At 42.9% G+C, this 16,482-nt stretch carries 13 protein-coding genes and 3 pseudogenes; 8 read left to right on the top strand and 8 right to left on the bottom strand.

Features of this window, described 5'->3' with window-relative positions; translation table 11 throughout:
• Positions 1–34: 34 nt before the first annotated feature.
• Positions 35–975, top strand: a pseudogene (locus TT12_RS04425) (D-2-hydroxyacid dehydrogenase).
• 34 nt (positions 976–1,009) lie between these two features.
• Here TT12_RS04425 and TT12_RS04420 read toward each other — a convergent pair.
• Positions 1,010–2,625 (bottom strand): annotated as a pseudogene (locus TT12_RS04420) (flavin-containing monooxygenase).
• A 62-nt stretch (positions 2,626–2,687) separates the two neighbouring features.
• A complete protein-coding gene (locus TT12_RS04415) occupies positions 2,688–3,401 on the bottom strand; it encodes an RluA family pseudouridine synthase (protein WP_045452451.1) in 714 nt (237 codons plus the stop codon).
• Between the two features lie 369 nt (positions 3,402–3,770).
• Between TT12_RS04415 and trxA the strand changes: the two genes are divergently transcribed.
• The 3 genes and pseudogenes from trxA (at position 3,771) to TT12_RS16580 (ending at position 6,707) form a co-directional block, all read left to right on the top strand.
• Complete coding sequence (gene trxA / locus TT12_RS04410; protein WP_045452450.1) at positions 3,771–4,097, top strand: thioredoxin; 327 nt, start codon at positions 3,771–3,773, stop codon at positions 4,095–4,097.
• A 526-nt stretch (positions 4,098–4,623) separates the two neighbouring features.
• A pseudogene (rho, locus tag TT12_RS04405) lies at positions 4,624–5,888 on the top strand (transcription termination factor Rho).
• 669 nt (positions 5,889–6,557) lie between these two features.
• The gene (locus TT12_RS16580) at positions 6,558–6,707 is read left to right on the top strand and encodes a hypothetical protein (protein WP_243443364.1); all 150 of its coding nucleotides are present in this window, start codon (positions 6,558–6,560) and stop codon (positions 6,705–6,707) included.
• A 187-nt stretch (positions 6,708–6,894) separates the two neighbouring features.
• Here TT12_RS16580 and ypfJ read toward each other — a convergent pair whose 3' ends face one another.
• Complete coding sequence (ypfJ, locus tag TT12_RS04395) at positions 6,895–7,785, bottom strand: KPN_02809 family neutral zinc metallopeptidase (protein WP_045452448.1); 891 nt, start codon at positions 7,783–7,785, stop codon at positions 6,895–6,897.
• A 520-nt stretch (positions 7,786–8,305) separates the two neighbouring features.
• Here ypfJ and TT12_RS04390 point away from each other — a divergent pair.
• Positions 8,306–8,662, top strand: a complete 357-nt coding sequence (locus TT12_RS04390) for a hypothetical protein (protein ID WP_045452446.1) — start codon at positions 8,306–8,308, stop codon at positions 8,660–8,662.
• 231 nt (positions 8,663–8,893) lie between these two features.
• Here the strand turns inward: TT12_RS04390 and TT12_RS04385 are convergent, their stop codons facing one another.
• The 5 genes from TT12_RS04385 to rpmI form a co-directional block, all read right to left on the bottom strand.
• Entirely contained in the window at positions 8,894–9,193 is a 300-nt protein-coding gene (locus TT12_RS04385) for an integration host factor subunit alpha (RefSeq protein ID WP_045445928.1), read from the bottom strand.
• 247 nt (positions 9,194–9,440) lie between these two features.
• Positions 9,441–11,855 (bottom strand): phenylalanine--tRNA ligase subunit beta, encoded by a 2,415-nt coding sequence (gene pheT / locus TT12_RS04380; protein WP_045452445.1) that lies wholly within the window; start codon positions 11,853–11,855, stop codon positions 9,441–9,443.
• Between the two features lie 71 nt (positions 11,856–11,926).
• On the bottom strand, positions 11,927–12,982 hold the full coding sequence (gene pheS, locus TT12_RS04375) for a phenylalanine--tRNA ligase subunit alpha (RefSeq protein WP_045452443.1): 1,056 nt from the start codon (positions 12,980–12,982) through the stop codon (positions 11,927–11,929).
• A gap of 344 nt (positions 12,983–13,326) precedes the next feature.
• Positions 13,327–13,683 (bottom strand): 50S ribosomal protein L20, encoded by a 357-nt coding sequence (gene rplT, locus TT12_RS04370; protein WP_025651520.1) that lies wholly within the window; start codon positions 13,681–13,683, stop codon positions 13,327–13,329.
• A gap of 150 nt (positions 13,684–13,833) precedes the next feature.
• On the bottom strand, positions 13,834–14,031 hold the full coding sequence (gene rpmI / locus TT12_RS04365; protein WP_010197866.1) for a 50S ribosomal protein L35: 198 nt from the start codon (positions 14,029–14,031) through the stop codon (positions 13,834–13,836).
• Between the two features lie 598 nt (positions 14,032–14,629).
• On the opposite strand from rpmI, the gene TT12_RS04360 reads away from it, so the two are divergent.
• The 3 genes from TT12_RS04360 (at position 14,630) to tatA (ending at position 16,478) form a co-directional block, all read left to right on the top strand.
• Positions 14,630–15,073: an acyl-CoA thioesterase gene (locus TT12_RS04360; RefSeq protein ID WP_045445921.1), complete on the top strand. Its 444-nt coding sequence runs from the start codon at positions 14,630–14,632 to the stop codon at positions 15,071–15,073.
• 113 nt (positions 15,074–15,186) lie between these two features.
• Positions 15,187–16,047, top strand: a complete 861-nt coding sequence (hisIE, locus tag TT12_RS04355; RefSeq protein WP_045452441.1) for a bifunctional phosphoribosyl-AMP cyclohydrolase/phosphoribosyl-ATP diphosphatase HisIE — start codon at positions 15,187–15,189, stop codon at positions 16,045–16,047.
• A gap of 188 nt (positions 16,048–16,235) precedes the next feature.
• Entirely contained in the window at positions 16,236–16,478 is a 243-nt protein-coding gene (gene tatA / locus TT12_RS04350; protein ID WP_045445916.1) for a Sec-independent protein translocase subunit TatA, read from the top strand.
• The last annotated feature ends 4 nt before the right edge of the window (positions 16,479–16,482 follow it).

The raw sequence follows: 16,482 nt of genomic DNA, 5'->3' as shown, positions 1-16,482 counted from the left end.
CCCATTTACGATAATAATGAGATAAGGAATAACCATGCGCGCGGTTTTTTTAGATAAAGGCACCTTTTCTGATGGCATCGACTTGCCAGCCCCAGACGGCATCAGCGATTACCTCACTTATGATGACACCCCAAAAGATGCTGCTGTTATCGTAGAGCGCTGCAAAGACGCTGACATCATTATCACCAATAAAGTGCAAATCAGCGCTGAAGTGATAAGCAAATTGCCCAAGCTCAAGCTCATTCAACTGACCGCTACTGGTATGAACAACGTCGATCAAGACGCTTGTGTTGAGCACCATGTGGCGCTTTATAATGTCGCAGGTTATGCAGTCAAAAGTGTTCCCGAACATACCTTTATGCTCATGCTCAACGCCATGCGCGCGGGTATTTATTATCATCAAAAAGTCGCTGATGGCACATGGCAGGCAAACGGTAATTTTTGCCTACTGGATATTCCGCTAATAGATTTGGAAAATAAAACACTAGGTATTATTGGCGTTGGCACTATTGGCAAACGCGTGACCGACGTTGCTCGTGCCTTTGGAATGACAGTATTGTGGGCGGAGCAGCAAGGACGCGCACCGCGCAATGATGACTATACCGCGTTTGACGACGTACTGGCACAGTCTGATGTACTGAGCTGCATTGCCCATTAAACGAGAAAACTCAGCACCTGATTAATGCAGATACTTTAGCAAAAATGGTCAAACAGCCGCTCATCGTCAATGTCGCTCGTGGCGGTATTGTCGATAGCCAAGCGCTGACTGATGCCATTAACAATGAGCAAATCATCGGCTACGCCAGCGATGTGTTTGAGCAAGAGCCCATCACTGCTGACGACCCTTTATTAACCATTGCCAAGCATCCCCGCGTTATATTTAGCCCGCATAATGCGTGGAGCAGCAAAAGTGCACAAGAAACTTTGTGGCAGATCTTAAGCAAACAAGTTACTGATTTTATTAATAGCCATTAAAAAACATTTAGCAAACGACTGTAACCAAGCGACTTTAACGACTAAAGCGTAACCAATCATCTTTTATTTTTCGATGTTTGAGCATGATGCGGTCGCTTAGGTAATTATTTGTCACCCGCCAAGGATATATATCGCCTTGCTTGGGTAGCTCGTGTTGAGCGCGCTTGACATATCCTGAGGACAGCGCGCCCATCACCGTATCTGTCTGCGTAAGCGCTTTAGCATCTTTAGTCTGCGCTTGTGGCAATACCACTTGATAGCGATGCTGATGCATATAACCCAGCAGCCGCATTACATACTGACACGCCAAATCGATTTTTAGCGTCCATGAGGCATTGGTATAGCCAAATAGTGCCACCATATTTGGTATATCTTCAATCATAACCGCTTTATAAGTCATGCGCGAACCAATATCTATCGCCTGCCCATCAATATATACTTTGGCACCACCGAGCATTTGTAGCTTTAGTCCTGTCGCTGTGACGATGATATCAGCATCGAGATGCTTGCCAGAATCAAGCATAATGCCTGTCTTGGTAAAATGACTGATTTGATCGGTGACGACGCTGGCGCGTTTGCCATGCAATGCTTTGAATAAATCACTGTCTGGCACCGCACATATCCGCTGATCCCAAGGATTATAGTCCGGTACAAAATGCGCCACATCGATACCGCTACCATTTAGCTCTGTTTTGACACCGCGTTTTAATAACGCTTTCATAAGCTTGGGTGCCAATATAGCCGCTCGATAAGTACCTTGTTGAATCAATACATTACGAGTACGCAGCAGCGTATAAGCCTGCTCTTTTGACAACGGTGAAAATTTGCCTGCTAGCCAATCAAGCGTATAATCATCGCCCGGTACACTTGCCACATACGTGGGAGAACGCTGTAGCATAGTGACGTGACGCGCGCATTGTCCACCTTTTTCATCCACCAAAGCTGGCAGCAATGTCATCGCTGTGGCACCGCTACCGATAATGACTACCTTCTTATCGTCATAATCCACATTTTGCCAATGCTGCGGATGAATGATTTCACCTTGAAAATCTGCTTCTTTATTAAAAGAGGGACGATAACCTTGTTCATAATCATAGTAACCCGTGGCGCCAACGACGAACTTTGCCGTTATCTTAAACACCTCACCGCTAGCATGATTTTTTACCATCGCCGTCCATTGTTGATGGCTACTTGACCACGATAGCTGCTTTACCTCGTGTTGATAGCGAATATGTTCGCTGATACCACACTCACGCGCCGTATCAGCAATATAGCTTTAATATCACCGCCTTTTGCCAAAATCCTGTGATTTAGCCATGGTCTGAAACTGTAGCCAAACGTCAAGGCATCAGAGTCAGAGCGGATGCCAGGATAGGTGAATAAATCCCATGTACCACCCAAATCTGCTCGTTTTTCTAACACCAAAAACCGCTGTGCACTTTTCTGCTGTTGCTTTGATGATTTGCGTTTCTGCTTACTTGGATTTTTATAACCAAACAGTCCTTTGTGTTTTTGCTGCTGCAATCGGCACGCCATACCAATACCAGCAATTCCTGCACCGATAATCAGTACTTCATAATCCACTGGTGTGTCTAAGCGCGCCTTTTTAGCTTTGAAGCGTTTCTTAACTGCCTGTTTGGCTGCCGTCATATCAAGCATAATACGTTCCTTGTTTTTGCATGATGGGTTTAAAAAATTTTACATAAATCCATTTAAAAAGGGCTTGGGCTTTCCCAATCCATCCACGCCCCAAGCGTAGGATGCTTGAGACGCAATTGCTGAGCATGGAGATTAAGCCTTGGCGCAATCGCTAAAGCTGTACCTTCTGCATAAATGGGATCGCCAATCATCACATGACCAACATGCACCATATGGACGCGCAGCTGATGACTACGACCGGTGACCGGCTTTAGCATTACGCGCGTGACTGTCTGACCGTTGCATTGCTCATGGCTGATGACTTCATATAAAGTTAAGGCATGCTTTGACCAGCTAGGATCGACGATATGGCGCGGTTTCGTCTCTGGCTCATAGCGCACTGGTACGGATATTTCACCCGTTGCGCCGACACGCTCCCACTCTCCAAAGACGCGTGCCTGATATTTTTTTTGTGGCAAACGTTCAATGAATTGCTTACTAATATGGGTTTGCGCGGCAGCATTCTTGGCAAAAATGAGCAGCCCTGAGGTATCCATATCCAGACGATGAATCAGCTTGACTGCGGGATTGGCACGCTCAAGTCTTGCCAGCAAACTGACCTTGAGCGTTTTGCCATTGACACTCAACAGACCTACAGGCTTATCAACCACCCAAATATCATCATCTTCGTAGACAGTAATCTGTTGCGCAAATGCTTGAAAAAACTCAAGCGGATAGGCGTTTTCTTGAGCATTGAGGGCGTTGACTTCTTCAGCAGTAAAAGGCATAAAAATAGGCACTTATATAAATGGGCTTGAATGATTAATGAGCTTGCATATGAAAGCTGTCTTAAGTGGTAGATATTAGAGTATAGATATAGTGTGATAAACCGCTTATTTTTGAGCAAAAGACACAGACAGTATTATCAAGTGACAGATAAAACCATGCCTGTGTCGTTATGTGTCGATTTATTGTGCTAATCGTAATTGTTAAACAATTTAACCAGCCTGCATCTGTTAACCCCGAGCAAACATGTTAATATAATGGCACATTTTAACCACTTCTAAACGCTTCTTTGGTCACTCATCATTCTATTATGCAACAAATATATTAGTTGATGGATGGCGATAGAAATAATAAAACAAGAGAGATAAATTATGTCAGACCTTATTTTACATACTACCGATGCCGACTTTGACAAAGACGTATTGCAATCAGATATGCCAGTATTGGTAGACTTCTGGGCAGCATGGTGTGGTCCTTGTAAAGCAATTGCCCCTATTTTAGAAGATCTAGCCACTGAGTACCAAGGCAAAGTTAAAATTGTCAAAGTTGATGTGGATAGCAACCCACAAGCGGCCAGCCGTTTTGGTATCCGTAATATCCCAACACTATTTGTCTTTAAAGATGGCGAAAAAGTTGACTCAGTGATGGGTCTACAGCCAAAAGCTGAATTGGCAAAAGTGTTAGACAAGCATCTCTAAGTCGAGACTTGCTCGTTTTGCATAAGCATTCTAAAGAGACAGCAACACCGTCGAAAAAGCCATTATCTAACGTAGATAATGGCTTTTTTGCTTGTTTTTTATGCAAAAAACTCAATTAGACGACTTTTTTGGCAAAATTTATTGACAATACTATTGTGAAGACCGTATAGTCTGCTGACAACAGAAAACTAACGGTTTTCCTAACTGTCTTATCGCTATTCTCCTCGTGTTTATCAACAAAAACACAATCGTCGTTATAAACACCATTGCTGAACGAAATGACTAAACACAATTACTGATATTGAGTTTTTGACGCAGACTCTTATGTAGACTTCTTTATCCTTATTTCTTATTACCTTGCATAAACGATTGCAATTCGTATATAAGCTGACACGTAATATCCAAACTACATAAATCCAGCTCTGTGCACGCACCCTCTATCACCATACTATCGTTGTTTTAATCACTGTCGTGACTTGTGCTGCTAATGGCATCTCTCATCTGATCAATTGCTAATGACCTATCTATGAATCTTACTGAATTAAAGAAAAAATCAATCGCTGAGCTATTGGCTATCGCCAAAGAAATGGGTCTTGATAATATGGCGCGTAGCCGTAAGCAAGACATTATCTTTGCTATCCTAAAAACCCATGCGCGGAACGGTGAAGCCATTTATGGTGACGGCGTACTTGAGGTTCTTCCGGATGGTTTTGGCTTTTTACGCTCATCAGAAGCTCATACTTAGCCGGTCCTGATGACATTTATGTCAGCCCTAGCCAAATTCGCCGCTTTAGTCTGAAGACGGGTGATAGTATCGCTGGTACGATTCGTCCACCAAAAGATTCTGAACGTTATTTTGCGTTATTAAAAGTTGGCGAAATCAACTTTGATACCCCAGATCGCTCACGTCATAAGCTTATCTTTGAAAACCTGACACCCCTATTCCCAACTGAGCATTTGAAACTCGAGCTTGGTAACGGTACCACTGAAGATTTGACGGGTCGTATCATCGACTAATCGCGCCGATTGGTAAAGGTCAGCGTTCTATCATCGTCGCACCGCCAAAAGCGGGTAAAACGATGCTGCTACAAACCATTGCTCAGTCGATTACTCGTAATAACCCTGAATGCTACTTAATCGTCCTATTGATTGATGAGCGTCCAGAAGAAGTCACCGAAATGGTACGTACGGTACGCGGTGAAGTGGTTGCCTCTACCTTTGACGAGCCACCACAGCGTCATGTACAAGTCGCTGAAATGGTTATCGAAAAAGCCAAACGTTTGTCGAGCACAAACAAGACGTGGTTATTTTACTGGATTCGATTACTCGTTTGGCACGTGCTTATAACACAGTTATTCCGTCGTCAGGTAAAGTGTTAACCGGTGGTCTAGACGCCAATGCGTTAGAGCGCCCAAAACGCTTCTTCGGTGCTGCTCGTAATGTTGAAGAAGGTGGTAGTTTGACCATTATTGCCAGTGCCTTATCGATACGGGTAGTAAAATGGACAGCGTTATCTTTGAAGAATTCAAAGGTACTGGTAACCAAGAGATTACGCTTGAGCGCGATCTGGCTGAAAAACGTGTCTTCCCTGCGATTAATATCAAAAAATCTGGTACACGCCGTGAAGAGCGTCTGCTTGATGAAGATAAACTGCGCAAGGTTTGGATTTTACGTAAGCTGCTTCAGCCGATGGATGGCGTACAAGCGACTGAATTCTTATTGGATCGCTTAAAAGAAGCGAAAACCAATGACGAATTCTTTGAGCAGATGAAACGTAAATCACAGAACTAATGATAGATCCGTACTGCTTTCCCATGCTCAATAGATAAGTAACTTAAGTAGAAAAGACCGCATTCGTGCGGTCTTTTCGTTTTATATTCATTTTTTATATATTCAGGCATGTCCTGAATTTAAAAATGGCAATAAAAATGAGAACATACCTTAATACCTCACTATTAGACGCCAAAAGTACTATTTTTAAAAACAGTTAGCTTACTATCAATATAAATACAATAACCCTAAGCAAAACCCCTACCAACGATACAGTGGAGAAACATCCTTTACAGGCTATTTGCAAAGCTTAGCGCTTTTACTACGCCTAGAAATTATTATATGGGTTAGTATAGGAGCCAGTATAGATATACTCTGCTATCACGTGTTGATAGCGGTATAATTTTCGAGATATTTAACATCCTTGATGTAATCCTTACTAATGCAGACCTTTGTATGTCTTGCGGTAGCACAATAGATTATTCTAAGATACTTGCCCAAATATTTTAATACAGCTTACTATCGGTATTAAAATTAGTGGTAATAAAAATATCGTATTTTGATTTTGATAAACTAACTTGATAACCTAACAGGTGATACTATGAAATTTGCTAAAACTATCGCAATGACTGCTCTTACTAGCTCTGCCTTATCATGGGTGGCTGTGCAACTAATGGATACAATAGTGGCTTGAGCAATACCGCTAAGGGTGCTGCTGCCGGCGCTGCTGCTGGTGCACTTATTAGAAGTGGCGGCGATAGCAAAGACATCGCTCGTGGCGCACTAGGTGGTGCTGCAGTAGGTGGCGCTGGTGCTTACATTCTTAATAACAGCAGATAATCGCTAAATGATTATTTGGTGCTATCAAGACCGTTTTTAAGCATTTCAACTGTGTGTATTTTAAATCTATTGAATATGTCTAAAACGCTCTAAAATACAAAAAGCCTGCAATCGATATTGCAGGCTTTTTGTTGGATCGCCTTTTTTAGGCGATAGTTATTACGCTAAAACATTATAGCGATACTGACTATAATGCCCCGCTAAAAGTATCACAAGACTGCACGTTGCCACTTTCCAAACCACGAGTGAACCACTGAACACGCTGCTGACTGGTGCCATGGGTAAAGTTATCAGGTACGACTGCTCCACCGCTAGCACGCGCTAAACGATCATCACCGATTTGACCAGCGGCATTGATGGCCTCATCGATATCACCTGCCTCCAAAAACTGTACACGCTCTTGATTACGTTGTGCCCAAACCCCAGCAAAACAATCAGCTTGCAGTTCTTGTAGTACGGATAGCTTATTGGCTTGTGCACGAGTGACTTGACGGCTGGCCTCATTAACTTGCTGGCTGATGCCTAACAACGTCTGTACGTGGTGACCAACTTCATGTGCAATAACATAAGCTTGTGCAAAATCACCCGCTTTACCTTGATTATCTTGGTCGCCAGAGCCTTGCTTATCACCCGTTATACCGAGATTTTGGCGCATTTCTACAAAGAAAGATTTGTCTAGATAAACAGTCTGATCGCCTGGGCAATAAAAAGGGCCCGTCGCGGAGCTAGCACTGCCGCATGCTGAGCTAACTTGACCATTGAAGAGAATCAATGATGGCTCCTGATAGGTGCTGCCTGCTTCTTTGAATATCTGATGCCAAACTTCTTCAGTATCAGCCAATACTACTTTGACAAACTGCGTATCTCGATCGTTACTTGTCGCAGGTTCGGTAGCGGCACTGCTATTGCCACCACCTGCTACTACTTGACCCGTCTGTAAAGCGGTCATTGGATTTACCCCAAATACCAGCCATAAAATGCCAGCAATAATAATACCACCGATACCACCGCCTATCATTTTGCCGCCACCACTGCTGGTGCGCACATTGGAACTGCCGCGTCTACCTTGCCATTTCATTGTTTCATTCCTCAAATATACGATATATATTGCTACTCGTATTGATGATTTTTTTATATAGTGTGATTTTGACTCAATTCTTTATTTTTTTGATCAAATCCGATTTCTGATACGTAAGTAGTGCCAAAGTATTTTTGACAAATGCTACTTTACTAGGCTCTTGATATTGCACTAATCAAAACACTTAATGACTATTAAACCCCTAATAGATACAATAGATGCTTAAAAAGCATAGTAGAAATCAAGACATCGAAAAAGTCATCAGAATAGGTTGATGTCATTGATTATACGTGTATTAATTTGGCTCGTTGTATTAAAAATTATAACGAATAAGTGATGTAAAACACTATTTACAATTTTATTGTTACTTAATTGTACAGCCTATTTCTATTTATATAGAAATCCTATAGAATGCGTGAAAGCTGAGTAGCTGTAACTAAGACTAGTTGAATTCTGAGAAATCTCAGCTTTCAACCTTTTTTGCTGCTACTGATCATTTCATTTTCCCGGAGAAAACCTTATGAACTTAAAATTACTTGCTCTAGCTGGTATCATGACTGCAACTATGGGCCTTACTGCCTGTGACAGCAACAAAGAAAACGCTGCTGAAGATTTATCTGACGCACAAGAAGAAGTGCAAGATGCATCAGAAGAGCTAAACGAAGCTGCTGCTGAAGGCGAAGTAACTGCTGATGCTGACGCTGCTGTTGCTGAAGCTGAAGCTGACATCGCTGATGCTCAAGTTGCTACTGCTACTGACGAAATCGATGCTGAAGTACCTGTAGACGGTACTACTACTAGCGTTGACGTAGCTAGCGAAACTCCAGCTGTAGACGCAGCTGACGAAGTTGTAGTTATTGAAGAACCAGCTCAGTAATTTTATCGTTTATATGATAGAAATACTGTAGTAAAAAAGAGAGCCTAAGCTCTCTTTTTTGTGCGTGTCATTTACCATCGTTCATGGTTATTCATAGTTATATATGATATTTAATGTCTCTGATCAGATGTAGATCAACCATCTCACATTAATAATAAAGCGCAACTTTAACAACCATCATGAAGTCATTATATATTTATATATTCAGTTTTATATGATTGACAGTTACTGCTACTCGTCAAATAGACGCTCATCAACTTGTTGACGGAATTTTTGCCCTGTTTTGAAAGTCACCACACGGCGTGCTGATACGGCGACTGGCTCCCCTGTCTTAGGGTTGCGACCTGGACGGCTATTTTTATCTTTAAGCTCGAAGTTGCCAAAGCCTGAAAGCTTGACCTCTTTGCCATCAATTAAACTCTCTGACAATTCATCAAAGAAATTCTCTACTAAACAGCGGCCTTCTTGGCGTGTTAGGTCAAGATGACTCATCAAATGCTCAATCATGTCAGATTTGGTTAAGGTGCTCACAGTACGACTCCTATGCTATGTCGTGATGTCGAATATCATGGTTTAGCGGTATGAGGGTTAATGCTAGTTATTATAAAGGTTTTCTAACCTCTTTTTAACAAAGACTGCTTTAAAATCCTTTATTAATAACCACTTAACTATTTTTATGAAAAAAAATTTTATAAAATCATAATTCTTATAAATAGCAATGCCCTATAGCCTCTTGAAGAGTGAGGCTACAGAGCATGTCTATGATAAGAGTTATATGTTAGCTGTCACGCAACTTTGCAGCATGTTGCTCAGTTAGTGCTTGTACCACTTTGTCAGTCGCGGTTTTGATGGCGTCATCAGATAGCGTTTGTGCATTGTCTTGCCATATTAGCGCAAAAGCTAATGAGCGCTGACCAGCTGGCACTTTGTCGCCTTGATACACATCAAACAGCCACAGATCAGCCAATAGCTCACCAGCTACGGCGCGTATCGTCGACTCTAATGTCTGTAAGCTGATATCACTGTCTACTAAAATGGCAATATCACGGCGTACTTGTGGAAATTTGCTTGGGGTGGTAATGGTATGCTGCTCACGGGCAAGGGTCAGTAATGGCGCAAGTGATAATTGAGCAACCCACGTAGCTGGCAAATCTAACTGCTTAGCCGTGTTAGGATGCAATTGACCCAACCAACCGACATATTCATCATCAATATAGAGCTTGGCACTTTGACCTGGATGCAAGAAAGCAAGCTCACTGCGCTCATAGCGAATACGGGCGCTATCCATTTGTGCAGGTAATAACTGCTCAATATCATGCTTAAGATCATAAAAGTCTAACGCACGGTTTTGATACGCTTGCTCGTCCCAGACATCGCCAACTGCTACTAACGCAATACTTGGTGTCTGCACCAACTCACTAATACTTTGACCAACAAAGCTAAGCCCTGTTTCAAAGAAACGAACGCGTGGCTGCTGACGATTGAGATTGTACTGCACGCAAGGCAATAAGCTAGATAGTAAGGTACGGCGCATCACGGCTAAGTCACTAGAGATAGGATTGGCCAGTGCCAACACTTCTCCTAGGGCTTTATCATCGAGCAATGCTTCTATTTTGGCATCGCTAAAGCTAAAGCTGATCGCTTCCATATAGCCATTATCGACCAATGCCAGCTTCATCTCATGGGTTAAATCTGCGGTATCGTCATAATCCATGCTCACTTGCAAATGCGGCAACACGCTTGGAATATTGTCATAACCATAGATACGCGCAATTTCTTCAATGAGGTCTTCTTTAATACTCATGTCAAAGCGATACGATGGCGGCGTGCAAATCAGGCTATCGGCTTGCTGCGCTACCTCAAAGCCCAATTGGGTTAAGATACGAACCATGACTGCTGGCTCAATCTCAATACCGATGACATCACGAACTTTAGCAATTGGTAAAGTAATCGGTGCGCGAGCTGGTAAATGCTCACTGCTTTCTGCTTTTACTATTTGTCCGGCTTGCCCACCAGTAACGCTACTAATCAAATCAACAGCGCGTGCCAATGCTAGCTCTGGTAACTCAAAGTCTACCCCACGCTCAAAGCGTTGTGAGGCATCAGTATGCAGACCAAAACGGCGTGCACGTGCAGCAATAGCAAGCTGGTTAAAGAAAGCACTTTCTAAGACGATATTGGTGGTGCTATCAGTAACGCTACTGCGTTGACCGCCCATGATACCCGCGAGCGCAAGTGCGCCTTTATCATCAGCAATGACTAATTCATCACCCGTTAGAGTAATGGTTTGCTCATTTAATAAGACAATCGTTTCTTCAGGCTGTGCCAAACGCACCACGATATCGCCCTCGATAGTATCGGCATCAAAAGCATGTAGCGGTTGACCCAACTCCATCAATACATAGTTGGTCACATCAACCAAAAAGTTGTGCGAGCGTAGTCCTGACTGAACCAGCGCATCTTGCATCCACTTTGGGGTGTCGATGCTACGATCAATATTGCTGATTGACTGTAGTAAATAGCGCGGGCACGCTTCAATTGCACTAACCGTTACCGCTGGCGTAGCAGTACCAGCAGCGTTTTCAGTAGCTGCTACGTTGGCAGGAATATCAGGCAGCTGCATTGGCAAATCATTGATAACTGATATTTCGCGTGCAATACCGCGTACACTAAAACAGTCACCGCGATTTGGGGTGATAGAGATATCTAATATCTGATTGTCTAAACCTAAATACTCACGAATATCCATACCAATCGGTGCATCAGCTGGCAATTCAAGCAGACCATCGATGCTATCGGTTAAATCAATTTCAGACGCGCCGCAAAGCATACCGTTAGAGTCGACACCGCGTAGGTTACCGTTTCTAATTTCAAAACCTGCACCATTATCAGAAGGCAAAATGGCACCAACGGTCGCAACGGGTGCTTTCATACCAACGGTGACATTGGGTGCGCCGCAGACGATTTGTAACGGTTCAGCTGCACCAATATTAACCTGCGTAACGCGCAGTTTATCGGCATCTGGATGCTGCTCGACGCTGATGACTTCACCGACGACCACACCACTGAAGGCACGGGCAACCGCATAGCGATCATCAATCTCAAGTCCTGCCATCGTGAGTTGTTCGGCCAATTGCTCACTGCTATTGTTGGGGTTTACCCATTGACGTAGCCACTGTTCGCTAATTTTCATAAATATCTCAGATCAGAATTTTATAATAAAGGTTTTGGAGTAAAGGTAGAGGTATTATTGAATAATAAAATCTAGCCAAACTGCTTTAAAAAGCGTACGTCATTTTGGAAAAACAAGCGCAAATCATCGATGCCGTAATATAACATCGCGAAGCGCTCAATCCCCATCCCAAAAGCAAAGCCAGTATATTTTTCAGCATCGATACCGCAGTTGGTAAGCACCTGTGGATGTACCATACCGCAGCCCATAACCTCAAGCCATTTACCATTATCATCGAGGATATCCACTTCAGCTGACGGCTCAGTAAATGGGAAAAATGATGGGCGGAAACGTACAGTCAGCTCTTTGGCAAAAAATGCTTCCAAGAACTCACTAATCAGACCCTTTAGCTCAGCAAAAGTGCTCGACTCAGTGACCATTAAACCTTCTAGCTGATGGAACATCGGCGAATGCGTTTGATCCGAGTCATTGCGATAAACACGACCTGGGCAAATAATGCGAATAGGCGGTTCATTCTTTTCCATGGTGCGAATCTGCACAGGACTGGTATGCGTACGCAGTAGATAATGCGCATCAAAATAGAAGGTATCGTGCATTGCGCGTGCTGGATGATGCGACGGAATATTAAGCGCCTCAAAGTTATAATAGTCGCTTTCGACTTCAGGACCAGTAGCAACGTTAAAACCTGCTTGGATAAAATACTGCTGCATACGCTGGGTAATCATGGTCACTGGATGCAAATGACCTTTTTGACCACCGCGAGCAGGCAAGGTGATATCAATACTTTCGCTTGCAAGCTTAGCATTTAGTGCAGCCACTTCTAGCTGCTGCTGCTGCTCTGTCAACGCCTCTTGAATACGGCTACGGACTTGATGTAACCAGCCGCCGTAGGTCTTTTTATCGTCGCTGCTGAGTTTACCCATCTGCTTTGACCAGCCAGTTAATGGGCTCTTTTTACCGGTCAATTGCACACGCAAATCCTGCAACGCACGCACATCGGTTACTTGTAGAACCAAGGCTTCAGCGGCACTGGCCAACTCATTTAGCTGAGCTTCATTAAGCTCGCTTAGCTCTGTGGACAAGGTCGGTAGCGCCGACAAATCGGTGGTAGCAGCAGGGGTAGTCATAAGATGCATTCTTCCTGATTTAAACGGACTATTAATAATAGTGATTGGTAATTGTAGGGATTTGACCAAATATTGCAAACCATTTACCCAGTTATTCAAAAGTAATACCAGTGATATGAATGGCTTGAATATTTAGACGATGATAAAAGCTATCTCAACAAAGCATATTTAGCACTAGTGCTCAAAAAATGCGGTAACATTAGATGATGTGATATAAAAAAAGCCACCGACCAGCGGTAGCTTTTATTAATATCATACTATTAATCAATATTATCCCTGTCCATATAGATAACTACTTGTAAATTCTGACTAAACAAGCAGCAACCCTAAAGGAAGGTTAATATTTATGCTAATGCCGCTTTTGCTTTTTCAACCAACGCTGTGAAAGTCGCTGCATCATGCATAGCGATGTCAGCAAGTACGCGACGATCGACAGTGATGTTAGCCAATTTCATGCCATTGATAAAGCGGCTGTAGCTTAAACCGTTTAAGCGTGCACCAGCATTGATACGTGCAATCCAAAGACGACGGAAAGTACGTTTTTTGTTGCGACGGTCACGATAAGCATATTGACCAGCTTTGGTCACTGCTTGTACCGCTACGCGGTAAACACGTGAACGGGCACCGTAGTAGCCTTTTGCGCGTTTTAGGATTTTTTTGTGACGACGATTCGCCTGTACACCACGTTTTACACGGGCCATAAATTACTCCAAGATTTCTTTAATCATTATTAAACGAATCACGATGTCATCGAATAGTAGACATCGCTATCAGATTGCAAAGTCAGATATTTTTAATCCAGTCGCCATAAATTAAACAGCGCTTAATTAAAGCTAAATGACGATAGCCTACTAGATGTATGGGCACATGCGACGAACTGCTGCTTCGTCAGACTTGTCCACCATCTTTAGACCGCGCAACTGGCGAATACGCTTAGCTGATTTCTTGGTCAAGATATGGCTTTTGTTTGCTTGCTTACGCTTGAAGCCGTTCGCTGTTTTTTTGAAGCGTTTAGCTGCACCGCTTCTGGTTTTCATCTTAACTTTCATGATGATTTGCCTCTTTGTCTTTGATAGAACCTGGTCGTCAAATAGTACATAACGAATAGTGGCTGTAAAAACACCCACTAAACCTCTATTTGCCTCGAGGTGGGAGGCGGTATTTTAGCAGATAATGCACTGTTTTGCCAAGGAAACTTTTACGCCTCGCCTAGGGCGTGTCCTCAATCTGAACGAAAGCAAATAAATGGACTGAAAACGGTTAAATTCTGCCAAGCTACGCCAAATAGCTCATCAATATCTCGATATTATTTGCGCTATTTTCCTTGTTTGACGGCAATTTATATCATTCTTATCATCATTTTTAAAATGAGGACACGCCCTAGTAGGCATGACAGTGGATAATGGGTATGAGCCCATTTATAAAGATTTTAGTCAAAACACTCATAAAACTGCGGATTTACCGCCAAATAGATTGAATGTCAGCTTAAGCTGTGCTTAAGTAGAGACTGAACCTTAGTATAAGCTGAGCGCTAATAATACAAAGTTATTTATCACACTTATCGAGCGTCTATCGTACGATGATGACGCTACCAACCTACACCATGATTAGCAGCACTCATAGCCTGCAATCAATCTAGGAGATAACGTGTCAAAACAAGAATTAGACTTTGATAACGACATATTTGTCTTTGAAACAGTGATGCGTGTGCGTCATATTGAACTTGATATGGCTCAGTACCTGACGCTCGAATCATTGACGGCATTGCTATGTGAGGCGCGGCAGAGATTTTTTTACTCTAAAGGTATTAAAGAGATCGATGCAGATTATCACGGTTTAATTATCGATGAGTTACAGCTAAGTATTGTCAGTCGCATACGGGCGCGTGAAGAGCTATTATTTGAAGTAGGCGTTGAGCCGTTATACGATAATGGTGGCACTATAGTGATAAAAATTACCCGTATGCATACTGGAGAAACAGTAGCCAAGGCGCGGCAGCATTTTGTCAATTATGACTTTCGCCTCAATAAGTCGATTGCGCTTGATAAAATTATGAAAGAAGCGCTGTACCCACATCTCTACAGGATTTGATATTGAGGACATGCCCTAATGCTAACCGCTTTTTTATTCAGACCATAAATAGAATCCGTTACGATTCATTTATTCCCCTTTGATTTCTATATAAATAAGAAGACAGATATATTATGACTTTACCTGCTTGGCTGGCTGCCATAAAATTTAATACTGATGGTTTGATTCCTGCAATTGCTCAAGATCATAAGTCTGGGCGTGTTTTGATGATGGCTTGGATGAATGCCGAAGCACTACAGTTAACCGCGCAAACGCAGACAGCGGTTTATTTTTCGCGCTCACGTGCCAAATTGTGGCATAAGGGCGAGTCATCGGGTCATACTCAGACCGTACATGATATTCGCTTGGACTGTGATGCAGACGTGATTGTCCTTAGTGTCACTCAGGCTGGCGGTATCGCTTGCCATACTGGTCGCGAGTCTTGCTTCTATCAGCGTTTAGATTTGTCGGGCCAAACGCCGGAATGGCAAACCGTCGATAAGGTATTAAAAGACCCTGCTGATATTTATCATTCAAGCGATGCAGCAAAATCCATTCCTAAAAGTAACGAGACGCAGGCTCACGATGTAATCCCTTCAGATGCCAACCACAGTCACAGTCACCATGACAACGACACTACCAATCGCTCTATTTTGCAGCAGCTTGACGGTGTATTGGCAGAGCGTAAACAAGCGGATGCTGATAGCTCGTACGTAGCAAGCTTATACGCAAAGGGTTTAAATAAAATCCTAGAGAAAGTTGGCGAAGAAAGTACTGAAAGTATCATTGCCGCCAAAGATTTTGCCAATTGCGACGAAAATAGCAATAAAGCGCAATATGATGACGCTCGTCACGAGCTCATCTATGAGGTTGCCGATGTCTGGTTTCATACATTAGTAGGACTGGCGTGGTTCGATATTGAGTCGGATGCGGTATTAAACGAGCTAGGTCGACGTTTTGGTCTATCAGGTATCGACGAAAAGGCGGCGCGATAGTTTCTATAAGCTTGGCCGTTGCCCTGTTTGATTATTGTTGATTTCACCTTTTTGTCACAAGTGCAGGTTATAATATAGCTCTGTTTTACTTCGCATTGTATGTCGAGGCTGTTTATTGAATATAACGATATTCGATACACCCAAAGTAGGCATACAAAGACTGAAAACCAAGACACAAGGATACCTTTATGGGTAGTTTTTCTATTACGCATTGGCTGATTTTATTGGTGGTAGTGGTGGTCGTATTTGGCACCTCGAAGCTTAGAAATGCTGGCAAAGATTTGGGCGGCGCAGTCAAAGGCTTCAAAGAAGCGGTCAAAGATGAAAATACTGAGCATGCTAAAAAGCATGTGGTGCTCGATCATGATGGCAATGCACACACTGAAGAGCGCCCAACCACCACCAAGGTTGATGACACACATAATGTATAGCCTC

Source organism: Psychrobacter sp. JCM 18903 (genome assembly GCF_000586475.1).
Taxonomy (GTDB): domain Bacteria; phylum Pseudomonadota; class Gammaproteobacteria; order Pseudomonadales; family Moraxellaceae; genus Psychrobacter.
Note: the sequence above shows the minus strand (reverse complement) of the source record. Positions and strands in the feature narration are given on the sequence as shown.

What these genes read in the sequence shown, in the direction of transcription:
- TT12_RS04415 (WP_045452451.1), bottom strand. Translation starts at nt 3,401, where the DNA reads ATGCCTTTTACTGCTGAAGAAGTCAACGCCCTCAATGCTCAAGAAAAC.
- trxA (WP_045452450.1), top strand. Translation starts at nt 3,771, where the DNA reads ATGTCAGACCTTATTTTACATACTACCGATGCCGACTTTGACAAAGAC.
- ypfJ (WP_045452448.1), bottom strand. Translation starts at nt 7,785, where the DNA reads ATGAAATGGCAAGGTAGACGCGGCAGTTCCAATGTGCGCACCAGCAGT.
- TT12_RS04390 (WP_045452446.1), top strand. Translation starts at nt 8,306, where the DNA reads ATGAACTTAAAATTACTTGCTCTAGCTGGTATCATGACTGCAACTATG.
- pheT (WP_045452445.1), bottom strand. Translation starts at nt 11,855, where the DNA reads ATGAAAATTAGCGAACAGTGGCTACGTCAATGGGTAAACCCCAACAAT.
- pheS (WP_045452443.1), bottom strand. Translation starts at nt 12,982, where the DNA reads ATGACTACCCCTGCTGCTACCACCGATTTGTCGGCGCTACCGACCTTG.
- rplT (WP_025651520.1), bottom strand. Translation starts at nt 13,683, where the DNA reads ATGGCCCGTGTAAAACGTGGTGTACAGGCGAATCGTCGTCACAAAAAA.
- rpmI (WP_010197866.1), bottom strand. Translation starts at nt 14,031, where the DNA reads ATGAAAGTTAAGATGAAAACCAGAAGCGGTGCAGCTAAACGCTTCAAA.
- hisIE (WP_045452441.1), top strand. Translation starts at nt 15,187, where the DNA reads ATGACTTTACCTGCTTGGCTGGCTGCCATAAAATTTAATACTGATGGT.
- tatA (WP_045445916.1), top strand. Translation starts at nt 16,236, where the DNA reads ATGGGTAGTTTTTCTATTACGCATTGGCTGATTTTATTGGTGGTAGTG.